The 15,954-nt window shown below is 70.4% G+C and carries 16 protein-coding genes; 7 read left to right on the forward strand and 9 right to left on the reverse strand.

Annotation, left to right across the window (positions count from 1 at the left end):
- Positions 1-35 precede the first annotated feature (35 nt).
- Positions 36-707, forward strand: a complete 672-nt coding sequence (locus AR539_RS14490; RefSeq protein ID WP_066438281.1) for an alpha/beta hydrolase family protein — start codon at positions 36-38, stop codon at positions 705-707.
- Positions 708-720: 13 nt separating this feature from the next.
- Here the strand turns inward: AR539_RS14490 and AR539_RS14495 are convergent, their stop codons facing one another.
- On the reverse strand, positions 721-2,004 hold the full coding sequence (locus AR539_RS14495) for a class I SAM-dependent methyltransferase (RefSeq protein ID WP_066438287.1): 1,284 nt from the start codon (positions 2,002-2,004) through the stop codon (positions 721-723).
- A gap of 148 nt (positions 2,005-2,152) precedes the next feature.
- Between AR539_RS14495 and AR539_RS14500 the strand changes: the two genes are divergently transcribed.
- Positions 2,153-2,506: a hypothetical protein gene (locus AR539_RS14500; protein ID WP_066438289.1), complete on the forward strand. Its 354-nt coding sequence runs from the start codon at positions 2,153-2,155 to the stop codon at positions 2,504-2,506.
- Positions 2,507-2,544: 38 nt separating this feature from the next.
- A complete protein-coding gene (locus tag AR539_RS14505; RefSeq protein WP_231728663.1) occupies positions 2,545-3,435 on the forward strand; it encodes an amidohydrolase family protein in 891 nt (296 codons plus the stop codon).
- Between the two features lie 51 nt (positions 3,436-3,486).
- Here AR539_RS14505 and ligD read toward each other — a convergent pair whose 3' ends face one another.
- Positions 3,487-4,509, reverse strand: a complete 1,023-nt coding sequence (ligD, locus tag AR539_RS14510) for a non-homologous end-joining DNA ligase (protein WP_066438291.1) — start codon at positions 4,507-4,509, stop codon at positions 3,487-3,489.
- A gap of 92 nt (positions 4,510-4,601) precedes the next feature.
- Here ligD and AR539_RS14515 point away from each other — a divergent pair, with 92 nt between their 5' ends.
- On the forward strand, positions 4,602-5,924 hold the full coding sequence (locus tag AR539_RS14515) for a nicotinate phosphoribosyltransferase (protein ID WP_066438292.1): 1,323 nt from the start codon (positions 4,602-4,604) through the stop codon (positions 5,922-5,924).
- On the opposite strand, the gene AR539_RS14520 is transcribed toward AR539_RS14515, so the two are convergent.
- The 3 genes from AR539_RS14520 to hrpB all read right to left on the reverse strand — a co-directional run bounded on the left by AR539_RS14520 (position 5,915) and on the right by hrpB (position 9,223).
- Entirely contained in the window at positions 5,915-6,235 is a 321-nt protein-coding gene (locus AR539_RS14520) for a hypothetical protein (protein ID WP_066438295.1), read from the reverse strand. The genes AR539_RS14515 and AR539_RS14520 overlap by 10 nt on opposite strands.
- Complete coding sequence (locus tag AR539_RS14525) at positions 6,232-6,504, reverse strand: hypothetical protein (protein ID WP_066438298.1); 273 nt, start codon at positions 6,502-6,504, stop codon at positions 6,232-6,234. The genes AR539_RS14520 and AR539_RS14525 overlap by 4 nt, the downstream gene beginning before the upstream one ends.
- Positions 6,505-6,607: 103 nt before the next feature.
- Positions 6,608-9,223: an ATP-dependent helicase HrpB gene (gene hrpB / locus AR539_RS14530; protein WP_066438299.1), complete on the reverse strand. Its 2,616-nt coding sequence runs from the start codon at positions 9,221-9,223 to the stop codon at positions 6,608-6,610.
- A 90-nt stretch (positions 9,224-9,313) separates the two neighbouring features.
- Here hrpB and AR539_RS14535 point away from each other — a divergent pair, with 90 nt between their 5' ends.
- The gene (locus tag AR539_RS14535; protein ID WP_066438301.1) at positions 9,314-10,828 is read left to right on the forward strand and encodes a CYTH and CHAD domain-containing protein; all 1,515 of its coding nucleotides are present in this window, start codon (positions 9,314-9,316) and stop codon (positions 10,826-10,828) included.
- A 45-nt stretch (positions 10,829-10,873) separates the two neighbouring features.
- Here the strand turns inward: AR539_RS14535 and AR539_RS14540 are convergent, their stop codons facing one another.
- Positions 10,874-11,371: a universal stress protein gene (locus AR539_RS14540; RefSeq protein ID WP_231728623.1), complete on the reverse strand. Its 498-nt coding sequence runs from the start codon at positions 11,369-11,371 to the stop codon at positions 10,874-10,876.
- Between the two features lie 125 nt (positions 11,372-11,496).
- Here AR539_RS14540 and AR539_RS14545 point away from each other — a divergent pair, with 125 nt between their 5' ends.
- Positions 11,497-11,991, forward strand: a complete 495-nt coding sequence (locus AR539_RS14545; protein WP_066438307.1) for a hypothetical protein — start codon at positions 11,497-11,499, stop codon at positions 11,989-11,991.
- 199 nt (positions 11,992-12,190) lie between these two features.
- Positions 12,191-12,499, forward strand: coding sequence for a hypothetical protein (locus AR539_RS14550; RefSeq protein WP_066438310.1), 309 nt, complete (start codon positions 12,191-12,193; stop codon positions 12,497-12,499).
- Between the two features lie 36 nt (positions 12,500-12,535).
- Here AR539_RS14550 and AR539_RS14555 read toward each other — a convergent pair whose 3' ends face one another.
- From AR539_RS14555 to AR539_RS14565, 3 genes are all read right to left on the reverse strand, one after another.
- Complete coding sequence (locus AR539_RS14555) at positions 12,536-14,314, reverse strand: HNH endonuclease (RefSeq protein WP_082699378.1); 1,779 nt, start codon at positions 14,312-14,314, stop codon at positions 12,536-12,538.
- A gap of 206 nt (positions 14,315-14,520) precedes the next feature.
- Complete coding sequence (locus AR539_RS14560) at positions 14,521-14,802, reverse strand: hypothetical protein (protein ID WP_197410643.1); 282 nt, start codon at positions 14,800-14,802, stop codon at positions 14,521-14,523.
- A gap of 82 nt (positions 14,803-14,884) precedes the next feature.
- Positions 14,885-15,898, reverse strand: coding sequence for an isopenicillin N synthase family dioxygenase (locus tag AR539_RS14565; RefSeq protein WP_066438317.1), 1,014 nt, complete (start codon positions 15,896-15,898; stop codon positions 14,885-14,887).
- Positions 15,899-15,954: the final 56 nt, after the last annotated feature.

A 15,954-nucleotide genomic window follows, 5' to 3' on the forward strand; every position in this document is an offset into this window, starting at 1 on the left:
GCACCTGCAGCGGCCCGAGGCGTCATGATGGTGTTATGACCACCCCCGAGTCGCCCCTCACCATCGCCGTCGGCGATTCCACCGTCTCCGCCGCCTACGCCCGGCCCCGCACGCCGGCCGCCACCGTTGTGGTGGCCCACGGCGCCGGAACCGGCATGGAGCACCCGTTCCTGGCCGGCTTCACCCGCGCCATGAATGACTTGGGCATCGCCACGCTCCGCTTCAACTTCCCCTACCGCGAGGCCGGGCGAAAATTCCCGGACAGGCCGCCAGCAGCCATCGCCGCCTGGCGCGCGGCGATGGCGGAAGCCGCCGCCAGGTCCGCGGGTGAGCCGCTCTGGGCCGCGGGCAAGTCCTTCGGCGGGCGCATGGCCTCCATGGCGGTCGCCGAAGGGATGCCCGCAGCCGGGCTGGTCTACCTCGGCTACCCGCTCCATCCGCCGGGCAAGCCGGAGAAGCTGCGCGACGAACACCTCTACGGGCTCACGCTGCCCATGCTTTTCCTGCAGGGCACCCGCGACCCGTTTGCCACGCCCGAGCTCCTGGAATCAGTGGTGGCCCGCATCGGACCATCAGCCAGCCTCGAATGGCGTGAGGGCGGCGGCCACACCTTCGACGTCGCGGGAAACAAGCGCAGCGCAGAAGAAGTGGGCGCATCGCTGGCGGCTCCTTCCGCCGCTTTTATCGCCGCGCACGCCCCCGGCTGAGGCGCCCGCAGCCTCAGACCCAGGAGTTCCGGCGCAGCGGCGGCTCGGCGCCGCCGGGGCGCTGGACCAGGACCTGGTTGACGCCGGTAAGTCCGGACTCAAACCCCAGGGCGCTGGCCGCCATGTACAGCCGCCAGACCCGGGCACGCCCGGCGCCGGCGAGCTGCACGGCGTCGTCCCAGTGGTCCTCGAGGTTCTGCACCCAGGCCCGGAGGGTGAGCGCGTAGTGCCGGCGGAGGGCCTCGACGTCGAGCACCTCCAGCCCGCCCGCCTCAAGCGCCCCCACCATCTCGGCGAGACCCAGCATCTCGCCGTCCGGGAAGACGTAGCGGGGGATAAAGGAGTCCGGATCCGGAGCTGTGGACCCTGCGTTCCAGGAGATGGCGTGGTTCAGCAGGCGGCCGCCCGGCCGGAGCAGTCCGTGCAGCTTCGCGACGTACGCGGGCATCTGTTCGCGGCCCACGTGCTCGGACATGCCTATGGAGCTGATCGCGTCGAACGGACCGTCGTCCACGTCGCGGTAGTCCTGGACGCGGATGGCCACGCGGTCCGTCAGGCCGGCGTCGGCCACCCGCTTGCCCGCCATGGCTGCCTGTTCGGCGGACAGCGTTACGCCCACGACGTCGGCTCCGTAGCGTTGGGCGGCATGCAGCGCGAAGCTCCCCCATCCGCATCCGACGTCCAGCACCCTCATGCCCGGCTGCAGGCCCAGCTTCCGGCAGACCAGGTCGATTTTCGCGGCCTGGGCGGCTTCGAGTCCGGTCCGTTCGTCCTCCCACACGGCGCAGGAATAGACCATGGACGGTCCCAGCACCAGGGCATAAAAGTCATTTCCGACGTCGTAGTGGTGGGAGATCGCAGCGGCGTCGCGCTGCCGCGTATGGCGCCGGCCGGCACGGACGATCCTGGCCTCCTCGGGCGGCGGCGCAGGGTTGGGGCCCAAGGCCCCCAGCAGTGCGGCATTCTTGAGGATGGTCGCGGCCTCGCGGAATGTGGGGCGGCGGAACGGCCCGGGTTCGGCGAACTTTCCGGCGGAGCTGAGGGCGGCGAAACTCGCGAAGACGTCGCCCGGGGCGTCAATGTCACCGGCCACGTAAGCGCGGCTCAGGCCCAGCTGGCCCGGCGACCACAGCATCCGGCGCAGGGCCCGCCGGGAGCGGAACTCGATGACCGGGGCGCCGGCAGGACCGGCTTCGGAACCGTCCCAGGCCTTCAGCCGCAGCGGAATGCTTTCCGTGCCAAGGACAATCGCGAGCACTTCTGCCAGCCGCGGCGCCACACCGGCAGTTTTCGTCATGATCGGGCCCCTCTCCACCCAGCGGTTCTGTGTCTAACCTATTTCGGTGTCCGGCCCGAAAAAAAGGGGCCAGACGGCCCTGCCGCCCGGCGGGTCCGGGGCCATCGCCTCTGGTGTCCCCGCCTGGCGCGTGTTTATCGTCGTAGCCATGACTGAAGCACTTTCATCCCTCGCAGAGACTTTCAAGAACGTCGGCGTGGCCCGGGCCTACGGCCCCGCCGTCACAGTGGACGGGGAGGAACTAATCCCTGTCGCACTCGTAACCTTCGGCTTCGGCGGCGGTGGAAACACTGACGCGGGAAGCGCATCCGCCACCGGCCCGGAGAGCGCGGCCGGCGGGGGCGGTGGAGGCTTTGTGCTGCCGCTCGGCGTCTACGGCCGCAGCGGCAGCGGCCACGTGGTGTTCCGGCCCAACACCATCGCGCTCCTGGCCGCCCTGACGCCCCTGGTCTGCGCCGCCGGCTATACGGTGCGTGGCGTCCTCCGGACCCTGCGGAGGTAGGATTTTCGGGACGACGACGGACAGGGGATCGGGTGGAGATGATGCGGGACACCGACGTACCGCAGTGGTGGGCAGACCTGGGACTCCCGGGCCTGATCGACATCCACACGCATTTCCTCCCGGAACGGATGCTGCAGCGGGTGTGGGCGCACTTCGATGAGGCCGGGCCCCTGATCGGCCGCCCCTGGCCCATCACGTACCGGGCCGACGAAGCCAGCCGGCTGGCCCAGGTCCGCCGGCTGGGCCTGCGGCACTTCACGGCACTGACCTACGCCCACCGCCCGGGCATGGCTGCCGACCTCACCAACTTCGCCCTTGACCTGGCCGCGGCCGAGCCCGACTGTGTCCCCAGCGCCACCTTCTACCCGGAAGAGGGTGTCCTGGACGAGGTGCACTCGGCGCTGGAACGCGGCGCACGCGTGTTCAAGATCCACGCGCAGGTGGGCGGATTCGATCTGCGCGAACCGGTGCTGGACCCGGTCTGGGGCCTGCTGGCCGAGGCCGGCGTCCCTGTGGTGGTGCACGTGGGCAGCGGCCCCGTGCCGCGGCCGGGCTTCACCGGCCCGGACAAGCTTGAAGGGGTGCTGCGCCGCCACCCGCAGCTGACCGCCGTCGTCGCCCATCTGGGGGCACCCGAGTACGGCGAGTTCCTGGACCTGGCGGACCGATTCCCCCGTGTCCACCTGGACACCACCATGGTCTTTACGGACTTCTTTGAGGCGGCCGCCCCGTTCCCGCCGGAGCTCCTGCCCCGTCTGGCTGCCATGCCGGAGCGGATTGTGCTGGGCAGCGATTTCCCCAACATCCCGTACCCCTATGCCCACCAACTGGAGGCGCTGGAACGCCTGAGGGACAAGGAACCCGGGCTCGACGACGAGTGGCTGCGCGCCGTCTGCTGGTTCAACGGCAAGCGGCTGCTGGGCGTCTGACGCGGGCCGCGGCGACTACTCCTGGCTCGGCGACTACTCCTGGTTCTGCGACTACTCCTGGTTCCTGGCCCGGCTGGGCTGCACGCGCATCGGCTCGCCCGGCATTTTCGGAAAGTCCGGCGGAAAGGGCAGCTCCCCCAGACCTGCGGCGAGGTCCCGCTCCCACCATCCGAGGAGGACATCAATGGTGCCCGGCTTCTTGTGCATGCCGGCCCACGGGTCTCCCGTGTCCTGCAGCCGCTTCGGCACCGTGACAATGGTGAAGTCCTTTGGGGTGACCTGATCGAGTTCCTCCCAGCGGACCGGGCAGGACACTGTGGCGCCGGGCAGGGCGCGCGGGCTGTAGGCCCCGGCGATGGTCCGGTCGCGGTTCGCCTGGTTGAAGTCGACAAAGATCCGCTCGCCCCGTTCCTCCTTCCACCAGGCTGTGGTGACCTTGTCCGGCATCCGGCGCTCAAGCTCGCGGGCCGCGGCAATCACGGCGTGCCGCACTTCGAGGAATTCCCGGCTGGGTTCGATCGGGCAGTAGACATGCAGGCCCCGGTTTCCGGACGTCTTGAGGAAGGCCTCCAGCCCGGCCTCCGCAAGGACGGAGCGGAGTTCCCGCGCGGCGGGGATGGCGTCCTCGAAGCCCGTGCCGGGCTGCGGGTCGAGGTCGATCCGGAGCTGGTCGGGATTGTCCGGGTTGCCTGACCGCGATGCCCAGGGGTGGAAGACCACGGTGTTCATCTGCACCGCCCAGACCGCTGCGGCGATCTCGTCAATGACCAGCTGGGGGTGCGACCGCCCGCTGGGGTAGACCACTGTCACGGACCGCACATAGTCGGGGGCGCCCCTGGGCGGGTTTTTCGAGAAGAACTGTTCCCCGTCCACGTCCCCGCCGAACCGCTGCAGCGTCACGGGACGGTCGCCGTTGGCCGCCAGGAAGGCATCACCGACGTCGACAATGTACCGGGCGAGGTCCAGCTTGGTGAGCCCGAGCTGGGGCCACAGGACCCTGCCCGGGCTTGAAATGCGCACCTCCCGGTCGCCGCCGGGGCTGCTGACAGTGAGGCGTGCTTCTTCCTTGGCCATGGGGACAAGGTACTCCCCGACCCGAAACAAACTGAAGAGGCAGGCCCGCGCCGGTAAGCCCGCCCGCCGGCGGCGGAGGACTAGGGTTAATCATGGACACCTCGCCCGCGGGGTACTCCCCCGTCACATCGTTCTACACCGACCACTACGAACTGACCATGCTGCAGGCGGCCCTGCATTCCGGTGCTGCCGGCCGCAGGACCGTCTTCGAAGCGTTCGCCCGCGCCCTGCCCGACGGGCGGCGGTACGGGATCGTCGCCGGCACCGGCCGGCTGCTGGAAGGCATCGCCGCTTTCCGTTTCGGCCCGGCCGAACTGGAGTTCCTGGACCGGACGGGCGTCGTCACCGCAAAGACCCTGGCGCGGCTTTCGGAGTTCCGCTTCTCCGGCGACATCTGGGGTTACCCCGAGGGAGAGGCCTACTTCCCCTACTCCCCCGTCCTGATCGTGGAAGCCACGTTCGCGGAGGCCTGCATCCTGGAAACCTTTGTGCTGTCCGTCCTCAACCATGACAGCGCCATCGCCTCGGCGGCCTCCCGGATGGTCAGTGCGGCGGCCGGCCGGCCCTGCATCGAGATGGGTTCACGCCGGGCCCAGGAGGAAGCCGCCGTGGCGGCGGCCCGGGCCGCCGTGATTGCCGGCTTCGAGGCGACATCGAACCTGGCCGCGGGACGGCGGTTCGGCCTCCGGACCGTGGGCACCGCGGCGCATTCCTTCACCTTGCTGCACGACACCGAGCGCGATGCGTTCCGGGCGCAGCTCGACTCACTGGGTCCCGGTACGACGCTGCTGGTGGACACGTACGACGTCGAAGCGGCTGTCCGTACCGCCGTCGACCTCGCCGGTCACAGCCTGGGGGCGGTCCGGCTCGATTCCGGTGACCTGCTGTCGCAGGCAAAGTGGGTCCGTGAACTCCTGGACAGCCTTGGCAATGCCGACACGAAGATCGTGGTGACCTCCGACCTGGACGAATACTCCGTCGCGGCGCTCCGCGCTGCGCCAGCCGACGTGTACGGCATTGGCACGGCGCTGGTCACCGGCTCCGGCGCTCCCACGGCCGGCATGGTCTACAAACTGGTCTCCCGCGCCAACAATGCCGGGGAGCTTGTTCCGGTGGCCAAGACCTCCAAGAACAAAATCAACGTGGGCGGCCGGAAGCATGCGGTGCGCAGGCTTGACGGTTCCGGCACTGCCACACACGAGGTGCTGGGGGTCGGCCACCCGCCGGCGGACGAGCCCGGCGGCAGGCCACTGCTGCAGCAATTCATCCGCGGAGGAGAGCTCCTGCCGGGATGGACCGGCGCGGAGGCGGTGGTGCGGGGCCGCCGCCGGCACGCCGCGACCATGGCCGAACTGCCCGACGTCGTGAACCGGCTCCAGCGGGGCGGCCCCGCCATTCCCACCGTTTATGCGTGAGGGCGCCGCCGGGCCTGCCGGAACCCCGCCCTCGGCACTGCCGGCCCGGCCGACGGGCCGGTGCGGCGGTCCAGCTCGTCCGTGACGAGCTGAAGGAGCTTGCCGGCGGACTCCGAGAGGTCCCTTCCGTTATCCGGTGAGGCGAGGTCCACGCACTGCAACAAGGCGGAGCGGAGCCGCACCAGCTGCGGGGAGGGCACCAGGGGCCAGCGGCGGAAGGAATCGAACATGAGCTCGGCGCCGTGGCCATGCGAAAGGGCGGCGTGGCCCTGTACGGGGGCGGCGTGGCCGAGGGCCATCTGGGCCCTCATGCGGCACGCACCCAGCCGGACTTTCCTGCTCCCACCAAATGCCTGCCCTGCCAGCCTGATGCGCGGATCATCGCCACGGCCTCGGGATCGGCAGCGGTGAGCTTCCGCAGATCCACCACTATGTCCAGTCCATAACCAACGGAGCCCGCCCTGCGGGCAACCGCGATCAGGCTGGGCGCGTTGCGGACGGTGAGTTGCCCCTCCGGTGCCACGAGTGCAGATTCCGAACTGAGGTCGACAGCGACGGTGATGTCGAGTTTGCTCGTCATAATAAATATCCCCTGTGAAGCATGAATGGCCGACTTCATGACCGCTAACAGGATATCCAACGCGCCGTGAGCCACGTCACAATGACGTAACAGCCGCCCCGAATCAGCCCCTGACCTTGGTCCGGGCCGTCGCCGGCGCCGTCCATGGATCCTCTGGCCAGGGGTGCCGGGGATACCGCCCGCGCATCTCGGAACGGACCTGGGCATAGGGTCCGGACCAGAACGAAGCCAGGTCATCGGTCACGGCCAGGGGGCGCCGGGCCGGCGAGAGCAGATGGAAGAGCACCGGCACCCTGCCGCCCACCAGCCGGGGCGTCTCGGCCCAGCCGAAGCATTCCTGAAGCTTGACGGCCACCACGGGCCGGCCGCCGTCGTCCACGTCCGGGTAGTCGATTTTCACCCGGGATCCACTCGGCACCTCAAGCCGTTCCGGCGCCAGCTCGCTGAGCCGCCCCGCTTCTGGCCACGGCAGCAGACGCCGCAGCGGTTCTTCCAGATCGATCCCGCTGGCCGGGACGCCGCCTGCCAGCGCCTCGAGCTCCGGCGCCAGCCATACCTCGAGGCTGGCCAGCAGCGCCGGCTCGGAGACGTCCGGCCAGGGGTCGCCCAGTTCCCGGCGCAGCAGGGCAAGACGGCGGCGCAGGCCATCCGCCGCCGTCGACCATCCGATGCCTCCCAGGCCGTCCTTTTCCAAGGCCCGGGACACCGCCGCCCGGCCTTCGGCGGCTGAGGGGCGCACCGGGGTGGAGGCCAGCACAATCGCCCCCAGCCGGCGTTCTTTGCGGGCGGTGACCCGGCCCTGGCTGAACCTGGCCTCCACGGTCTCGCTCAGCAGGTGCCGGGCCGCGGTCTCGGCCGCGTCAGCCGTCAGCGGCGCCGCGGAACGGATCACGGCGCCAGTGCCGGCAGCGTCGCGCCCTTGGGCGCGGGAGACGTCGGCGACGGCAAGCCATTCGTGCCCGGACAGGGAGCTGCCGGCGGGCAGCCCGGCCCGCGTGCCGGAGGTGAGAAGGTAGCGCTCCGGCCCGTCGCCGGAGACCCGGCGCGCCACACGGTCCGGGAAGGCGAGGGCGACGACGAATCCGGGCGCCACTCCCGCCGCCACCGGGCCGGCAGCGGCGGGCCTCTCGTAGCGGGCGATCGCCTCCATCCGCCGGACATCGTCCGACCAGCGCCGGGACGCCGGGTCCTTGCCGGCGCGCAGTGCGGCGAGGAGCCGCGGAAGGTCGGCGCCCGGGGCGCGCTGGTCCCCGGCAACCAGGGCGACGGCCTCCGCAGCGCTGCGGACCCCGACGGCGTCGGCGCCGTCCACCAGGGCCCTGGCCAGCCGGGGGTCCGCCGGGACCCGGGACAGGGCCCTGCCGAGATCGGTGGCGAGACCGTCCGCGTTGACCGCACCGAGTTCCCGCAGCACCTCCACCGCCTCGTCCATTGCGGACTGCGGCGGGGCGTCGGGCAGTGCCAGCCCGCGGCCGCCGGGCGAACCCCAGCAGGCAAGGATCAGGGCGGCACCGGTGAGGTCCGCGACGGCGATCTCCGGCGTCGGATGGGCCGGGGCGGCACCAAAGGTCTTCTGGTCAAAGCAGCGGACCACCCGGCCCGGGCCCTGGCGCGCGGCGCGCCCGGCCCGCTGCTCGGCGGACGCCCGGGAGCAGGACACGTTGACCAGCCCGGACATGCCGCGGCCGGCGTCCCGCCGCGGCTCACGGGACAGCCCCGAATCGATGACCAGCCGGACGCCGGGGACGGTCAGGGAGGATTCCGCGAGCGACGTCGACACAATGATCCGCGGGCCGCCGCCCGGTGCCCGCCCTGAGACGGCGCGGTCCTGTTCCGCGGGACCGATCTGCCCATGCAGTTCCAGGACCTCAGCGCCCTGCCGCCCCCGCAGCCGGCCGGCGACATAGGACACTTCCCACGCCCCCGGAACGAACACCAGCGCGTCGCAGTCCCGGCCGGACGCGAGGTCACGGGCGTGCGCGGCGGCGGCCGTGTCCGCCACATGGTCCAGGAACCCGCGCGTCACGCCCCGTTCATCCAGCCGGGCGGCTGCGGCCGGCGCCCATTCGGCTTCCAGGGGGTGCAGCGCTGATGGACAGTCGACGACGGGCGCCGGGCCGCCGCCGTCGGCGTCCCCGATCAGCGCGGCGAACCGCGGCGCGTCCAGGGTGGCGGACATGGCGACGAGCGCGAGATCGCCGCGGAGCTGGCGGACCTCATGGAGCATGCCGAGCAGCAGGTCCGTCTCCAGTCCGCGCTCGTGCACCTCGTCGACGATCACGGCGCCGGCCGTCTCAAGTCCAGGGTCTGCCAGCAGGCGGTTCAGCAGGATGCCCGGCGTGACGAACTCGATGAGGGTCCCGGGACCGGTCTGGCGTTCTCCGCGGACGGAATACCCCACGCGGTCCCCCAGCCGACTGCCGTCCAGGGCCGCGAGGCGCCGGGCCGCCGAACGTGCAGCCACCCGCCGCGGCTGGGTCACGAGGATGCGCCCGCGCCCTGCAGCGGCGCCCAGGCCGAGGTTGGCGAGCAGCGGCGGAACGAGCGTCGTCTTGCCGGTGCCCGGCGGCGCCTGCACAACGGCAACCCCGCCGGGCCCGCCGGCCTGCAGCGCGTCTGCCAGCTCGCCGAGTGAGCGTGCAAACACCAGGCCCGCCCCGATGGCCTCCAGGTCAAAGGGCGCGGAGGCAGGGGGCAGCGGATCGGGCGGAGAAGTCACGCTTCCATTGTGCCTACAAAGCCGCAGCCGCGTCGCCGGCCGGGACCTTCGACACGTGCTGCGCCGGGGACCGACGGCCTAGGCTAAGACATGGCCGGCCCGGAGACGCTCGAGGTGGAACGGAAGTACGACGTTGGCGCAGGCGACGAACTCCCGTCCCTGGCTGCCCTGCCGGGGGTGGACCGTGTGGGCCCGCCTGAGGAAGAGAGCCTGGACGCCGTCTACTTCGACACCGCGGACCTGGCCCTGGCAGCGCGCGGGATCACCCTTCGGCGCCGGACCGGCGGGCGCGACGCCGGGTGGCATCTGAAGCTTCCGGTGGCGGCCGGGGAACGCCGCGAGGTGACCGACGCGTTGGGAGACGATCCCGGCACGGTCCCCGCCAGGCTGCGGGAACTGGTACGGGTCCATACCCGGGACCGCGACCTGATGCCGGTAGCGCGTCTGCAGACCCGGCGCACGGTACACCGACTCTTCGCCGCCGACGGCACCGCGCTCGCGGCCTTCAGCGATGACCGGGTGGATGCCCGGACCTTCCTTGAGCCTGCGGAACACTCCGCCTGGCGGGAATGGGAACTCGAACTGATCGAGGGGCCCAGGCGCCTGCTCAAGGCCGCCGATGCGGCGCTGGCCGCGACGGGGCACCGCCCGTCGGCATTGCCGTCAAAACTTGCCCGCGGCCTGGGCGGGCACTACCCGCCCGGCAGCGCGCCGGTGCCCGTGCCGGAACCGGAAGGCCCCGCCTCCGCGGTCCTGCTGACCTATCTGGCCAAACAGCTCGAGGCGCTGAAGAGGCACGACCCCGGAGTTCGGGAGGATGCGCCGGACGCCGTGCATCAGCTCCGCGTGGCGGCGCGCCGGATCCGCTCCGCCCTGGCCACGTTCCGTCCCCTGACCGACGCCGGCACGGCACGGACGCTCCGGTCCGAACTTCAGTGGCTCGCAGGGACCGTGGGGGCGGCCCGGGACAACGAGGTGATGCAGGACAGGCTGCTGCGGCTGATCCGCGCAGAACCCCCGGACGCGCTGCTGGGTGAGGTTGGCCGACGGATCGAGGAACATCTGGGGGCCGTCGCCGAGGACGCCCGGGCGGTAGGTCTGGCTGCGCTGGACAGCGACCGCTATTTCCGGCTTCTCGATGCTCTCGATGTCTTCCTCGCTGAACCGCCCCGGACCGAGGCCGCTGAAGCCGGAGCCCGCCGGACCGTGGGCAAGCTCCTCGCGAAGGAGCGCAAGCGGCTGGTCCGCGAGGTGGAGGCCCTCGACGTCGACTCTCCCGGGACAAGTCCCGATGCCGCCCTTCATGAAGTCCGCAAGAGCGCCAAGCGGCTGCGCTATGCGGCAGAGGCAGCGGTCCCGATCTTCGGCGAACAGGCAGCCGGCCTCGCCCGGGCGGCTGAGGAGATCCAGGAGAGCCTTGGTGACCATCACGACAGCGTGGTCAGCCGGGAGGTCCTGCGCGGGCTGGCCGCCGGTGCGACCGGGGCCGATGCGTTCACGTACGGGAGGCTGCACGCGCTGGAACAGCTGGCCGGCGAGCAGGCCCGTGCCTCGTTCTTCCGCACGTGGCAGGAAGCTCCGCCGGAGCCCGTCCGGTGGAAATAGCCTCCGGCGGTACCCGCTGTTGCGCGGCGAAGGGCGATGTCGGCGTCAGTCCCTCGGATGGGGAACCACCAGGACGGGCCGGGACTGCAGGCTGGTCAAGTCGGCGCTGACCGATCCCTCCAGCATCCGCGTCATTGCGGCGAAGCGTCCCGGGCGCTGCCCGCCGACGATCAGGAGCGCGGCGTCGGTGCTCTCCGCCAGCCGGTCCAAGGCCAGGGCAACGGCCCCGTTGAGGACCCGGAAGGACCATTCGTCGCCCGGCGGACCCAGGATCTCTTGGAGCCCGTCACGGACATGGCTGGAGGGAAAGTCGGTTTCGCTGTTGAAGACCGGATCCAGCGATGCGCTGGCTCTGGAGCTTTCGGGCTCCCACTCGGTGAGGTAACTCGCCGGGTCCACGTAGGCACAGATCAGGTGCGCGCCGAGCCTGGCTGCCAGGCTGGCACCGGTCCGGACCAGGTGCTCTGACTCTTCCCAGGCCACCCCCAGCACCACCGGGCCTTCCAGCCATTCCCCGCCGGCGGCGGAGGGTTGGCGGGGCAAGGAACCGCCCATCACCGCTGGCCCCTGGCGGGCGCCCTCAGCACGTCCATACCGTCAGGATAGCCACCGGCAGGAACGGGGCCCAGTCACGGCGCCAGACCCGGCGTCGGTGGTAGGTTTTCGCCATGGAGCACGGGGGAAACGCTCAGAAGGGATGGGCAATCTTGGCGGCGGTGTTGGGCTCCGCGGCGCTGGTGGCCTATTCGATTGCCGGCGCCTTCCAGACACTTGTGTGGAATCCGCTGGCGGCAGTCCCCGGCGCAACCCTGGGCGAGATCCACGGCGCCATGACCGAGGCCGGCGAGTCTTTGGGGGCGCCGCGTGTTATCGGTTGGAGTGCTGTTGGTATCGCTGTGGCTGCCGCCGGCATGATCGGCACACTTCGCGCAGATGCGCCCCGCGCCGGCCAGGTTGCCAGCATTTACCTGGCGTTGCTTGTCCTCGCGGCGCCGTCCCATATGTTCGTCGCCTTCACCGGCGGCATGGGAATTGCTGACGCGTTTGCAACGTCCGGTGGCGACCACGCCCCGTGGGGTGCGCTGCTCTACCTAGCCAGTGGAATGGCGCTGGTGGCGCTCGCGGGAATCGCCGTCTGGCGAACGAAGTTCCGCCATGCCTGAAGACGACACTACCCGCCCGGGATGTTCCGTCAGCCGTCGCACTCTCCGGCTTCTGACGGCATGGTCTGCTGGTGCCCTCGTGGCTGCCTCCGCCTCAGGCTGCGGCGCGACACCCTCCGGCAACGGGGAACCGCCCTGTTTCCCGCCGGCATTCTCGGTGGCTCCGCTGAGCGCGCGGCCTGGAGACACGGTAACCGTGATGGCCCCCGATGCGGACTGCAATCCCCGCTACGGCGGGAATGCCCGCATTCAGGTCGCCATGAGGGACGCCAGCGGCGTGGAGGTGTTTGCCGCCACCGCCCCGATGAACGACGCCGGCGGCTTCAGCTACACCTTTGAGGTGCCGGCCGGGACTGCGGCCGGACAAGCTGCGATCACAGCGATGCCCTTCGCCATCGACTGGTGCGATGACACCGGCAGGAACAACCGGGTGCCGGGCGCCGCAGCGGCCACCCTGGAGCGGGTTTCGTGCGTGATCCCGACGAAGCCGCTGATCATCGCTCCCTAGCCTCACCCCGGTCGGTTCACGTCAGTTCGGTTCACGTCAGTTGAGATCAGCGCTGGTGTTCAAACAACTAATCCAGTTGAAGTCCGGAGCTGCCCATACCAACCGTTCCGGTTTCCCTTGCCTGGATCTGCCCAGCATCCGGGTTTTGGCACGGTGCCGGAGTTTTCGGCGGACACGGCGGGTGCCTGCGGCCCCGGATTCCGGCGCCACGGCGTCGAGCAAGGATGGGCCGGAGCGAGAAGTGCCGGTTCGTGGATTGCCGGTCAGGGGTGTGCCGGGGAGGGGTGGTGCGGTGGAGTGGTAGGTGTGGCCGGTGGGGGTGGTGACTTCAATGGCGTCTCTGGGGCCCGGCCGCGGTCTGACGGTCCAGCCGGGGGTTTCTTTGGTGTGGTTGCAGGCTTCGCAGAGTCCGGCGCCGTTGCCGGCGGTGGTTGGTCCGCCGTGGTGCCAGGGGATGATGTGGTCCAGGTGGCGGATGGGCGCGTCGCAGTACGGGGTGCGGCAGGTGTCGTCCCGGGCGGTGATGAAGCGGCGGAGCCCGGGCGGGAACAGCCGCGCCCGGGAGTCCATCGCCACCAGTTCCCCGGTGCCCGGCGCGGTGTAGAGGCGGCGGAGCCAGAGGGTCAGGTCCGCGCCGGGTCCCGTCGGTGGTCCCGCCTCCGGACCCGCGTCGGTCTCCGGCCCCGTGGCGGCACCCAATTTCTGTCCCGCGTCGGCACCCGATTCCTGTCCCGTGTCGGCACCCGATTGCGGTCCCGTGTCGTCACCCGATTGCGGTCCCGTGTCGGACCCCGCTTCGGGCCCCGCTTCGGGCCCCGCGTCCGTTCCCGGCGGAGGGGCAGCGTTGGGTCCCGCTGCCGGTTGGGCGCCGGCGAGGAGTTGGCGGGCCCAGCCGGCGGGGACAATGCCGTAGCCGGGGAGACGGGCCGGTTCCGCGTCTCCTTGGAGGAGGGTGCGGTCGGTCATGATGAGTTGGATTTCGATGCCGGTGATCCCGCCGGGGGTGCCGGTGGTCCGTTCGACGAGGGCGTCGGCTTTGAGCTGGCCGCGGGTTCGGGGGTCTCCGGCGGCACGCTGGCTGTCGGCGTACCGGGTCAGCGCTGCGTGCACGGCGACGCCGGCGGAGACCGGGAGCAGGGCGGTGAGGTAGCACATGGTGTCCGGGGCCGGGCGGAGGGTGACGGTCCGTTCGGTCGCGGCGTGGGCGGCACGCTGGGTGACGGTGCGCGGGTCCCGCCGGTACGCCGCGGCCCGCGCCGCGGCGATGATGGCCCGGTCCCCGGCGCCGTCGAACGTTCCCGTGTCCGGGGCGAGTTCCTCATCGACGGCGGCCCGGTCCGCGGCGGTCAGGGCGGCTGTTTCGCGGACCAGGAGGGTGGCGCGCCATTCGTTGACCTGCCCGGCCTCCAGCGCCGCCAACGTGTGCGGCATCTCCGTGACGAGGGCTTTGGCCAGGCCCAGGAGCCGGCCGCCCTTGGCCGGGGACTCACGCCGGGCCAGGGCAATCTGTGCCGCGACCCCGGCACCGAGTTCGGCCGCCGGCACCCCCGCGGCGGCCCGTTCGCGGCGCTGGACCAGATCAAACTCGACGGACAACCGCGCCTGCCGCGCCGACAAGGCAGACTTCTCATCCTCCAGGGCCCGGATCTCAGCAATCAACCTTGCCCCGGTCGACTGGGCGCTTTCCGACCCAACCCCGCCCGGCCCAACCTCGTTAGAATCCGGCACGTCCGGACGGCTGACGGCCACCCGCGGCACGTCCGCGAACGTCCCGCCCGCCGGCCGAACTGCCTCTGGATCCCGCCTGTTCTCCATGGTTTAAGGCTACTTTCGACCTCTGACATTTAACCGCGAGCCAACCCCCGACAGCCAGCCATCACGCCACAGGCTCCGCCCCTTCAGGTAACCTGCAGGCTCCCCATCGTGCCCGCCCGACGGCAAAGCCGCAGATTGTTCAGCCATGCCATTCCGAAACCTGACGGCATGTCCGGGCTCATGAGGATCCAGCAGACCCCAGGTCCCTATGGCCCAGCGTGCCCGCGACGCCGCCAACCGATGAACAGCAGGACTAGACCGACCGGGATCAGCGCGGCCGCCAGGTAGAAGAAGATCCGGTCAGCGTCCGTGGGTGCGACCAGCTGGCGGAACAGCTCCGGGCCCACGGCAGGATCCACATCCATGCCGAGGTCTTCGAGGTGCATGTACCTGGCGAAGGATAACGCCCGCACGGCGAATGCCACCGCTGTCCCCACGGCAACCAGGACAAGGCCCAGCACCATTGTGGCTTGGCTGTTGTTTAGCACTTGTCCCCCAAACGATGCCGCCCGGTCCGAAAGCCACAGCCTACCGCGGCCGGCCGGGCAGCCAGCCTAAGGGAGTGGCCGGTCAGCCGTTCAGCAGATCCGCGTGGTGGGCTTCAACGACGTTGGGGTGGGCCCGCAGCCGGTAGCGCAGGGCGTTGTCTCCGTAGGTTTCGAGGATGGGGCTGTTCGTCGGGTCGACGGACAGCCCGCGGGCCTTCTCCTGAAACTCCGGGCTCACCGCGAGCTGCGGCATGGTCGCGTCCAGCGCGGGGTTGTAGAAGAACGGAAGCGAAATGCGGTCGGTGCCGCGCAGCGGCGAGATCACGCGATGCAGGGTCGCCTTCAGGTATCCGTTCGTCGCCAGTTCAAGCATCTCGCCGATGTTGACCACAAAGGTTCCCGGCACCTGCGGGGCGTCGATCCACTGCCCCTGGTACTCCACCTGGAGTCCGCCCTTGCCCGGCTCCACAAGCAGCAGCGTCAGCACTCCGCCGTCCCGGTGGGAACCCACACCCTGCTTCGGCTCGGGGTTCGACTCCCCCGGGTACCGCACGATCTTCAGCACGGGGAACGCCCGGGCGGCGAAGGCCTCGTCGAACGCGTCCTCGCGCGCCCCAAGGGACACAGCCAGCGCCCGCAGGAGGGTGAGCGAGATCTCGCTGAGGCGCTCAGTCCATTCGGACACGATTCCGCGCATTTCAGGGAGCGCGTCGGGCCACAGGTTGGGCCCCTCAAGGCGCCAGTAGTCCGCCACGCCAGGCCCGGGCTCGACGGCGGCACGCTCGACGCCGATGTCGATCTGTTCGCGCCAGTCGACCGCACCGTCGGTGAGTTCGCCGCCCACGCGGGTGTAGCCGCGGAACTGAGGGCTGTGGATGTTCTCGACGGCGAGCTTCTGCTCTTCGGGCAGGTCGAAGAAGCGCCGCGAGACATCCAGCATGGCGTCGGTCAACTCCTGCGGGATTCCATGCCCGGCCAGATAGAGGAACCCCACCTCGTGCATGGCGGTGCGGAGTTCGGCGCGGAACTGCGAGGCCTCCGCTGGTCCGGCACTCAAGAGGGAGTAGTCCAGGACGGGCAATGATTCGAGTGGCAACCTAATAGTCCTTTACAGTGAACTTGGCAAGCTGAGAGCCCTAATTGCTTAAATGT

This window comes from Arthrobacter sp. EPSL27, from assembly GCF_001512305.1.
Lineage (GTDB): Bacteria > Actinomycetota > Actinomycetes > Actinomycetales > Micrococcaceae > Arthrobacter.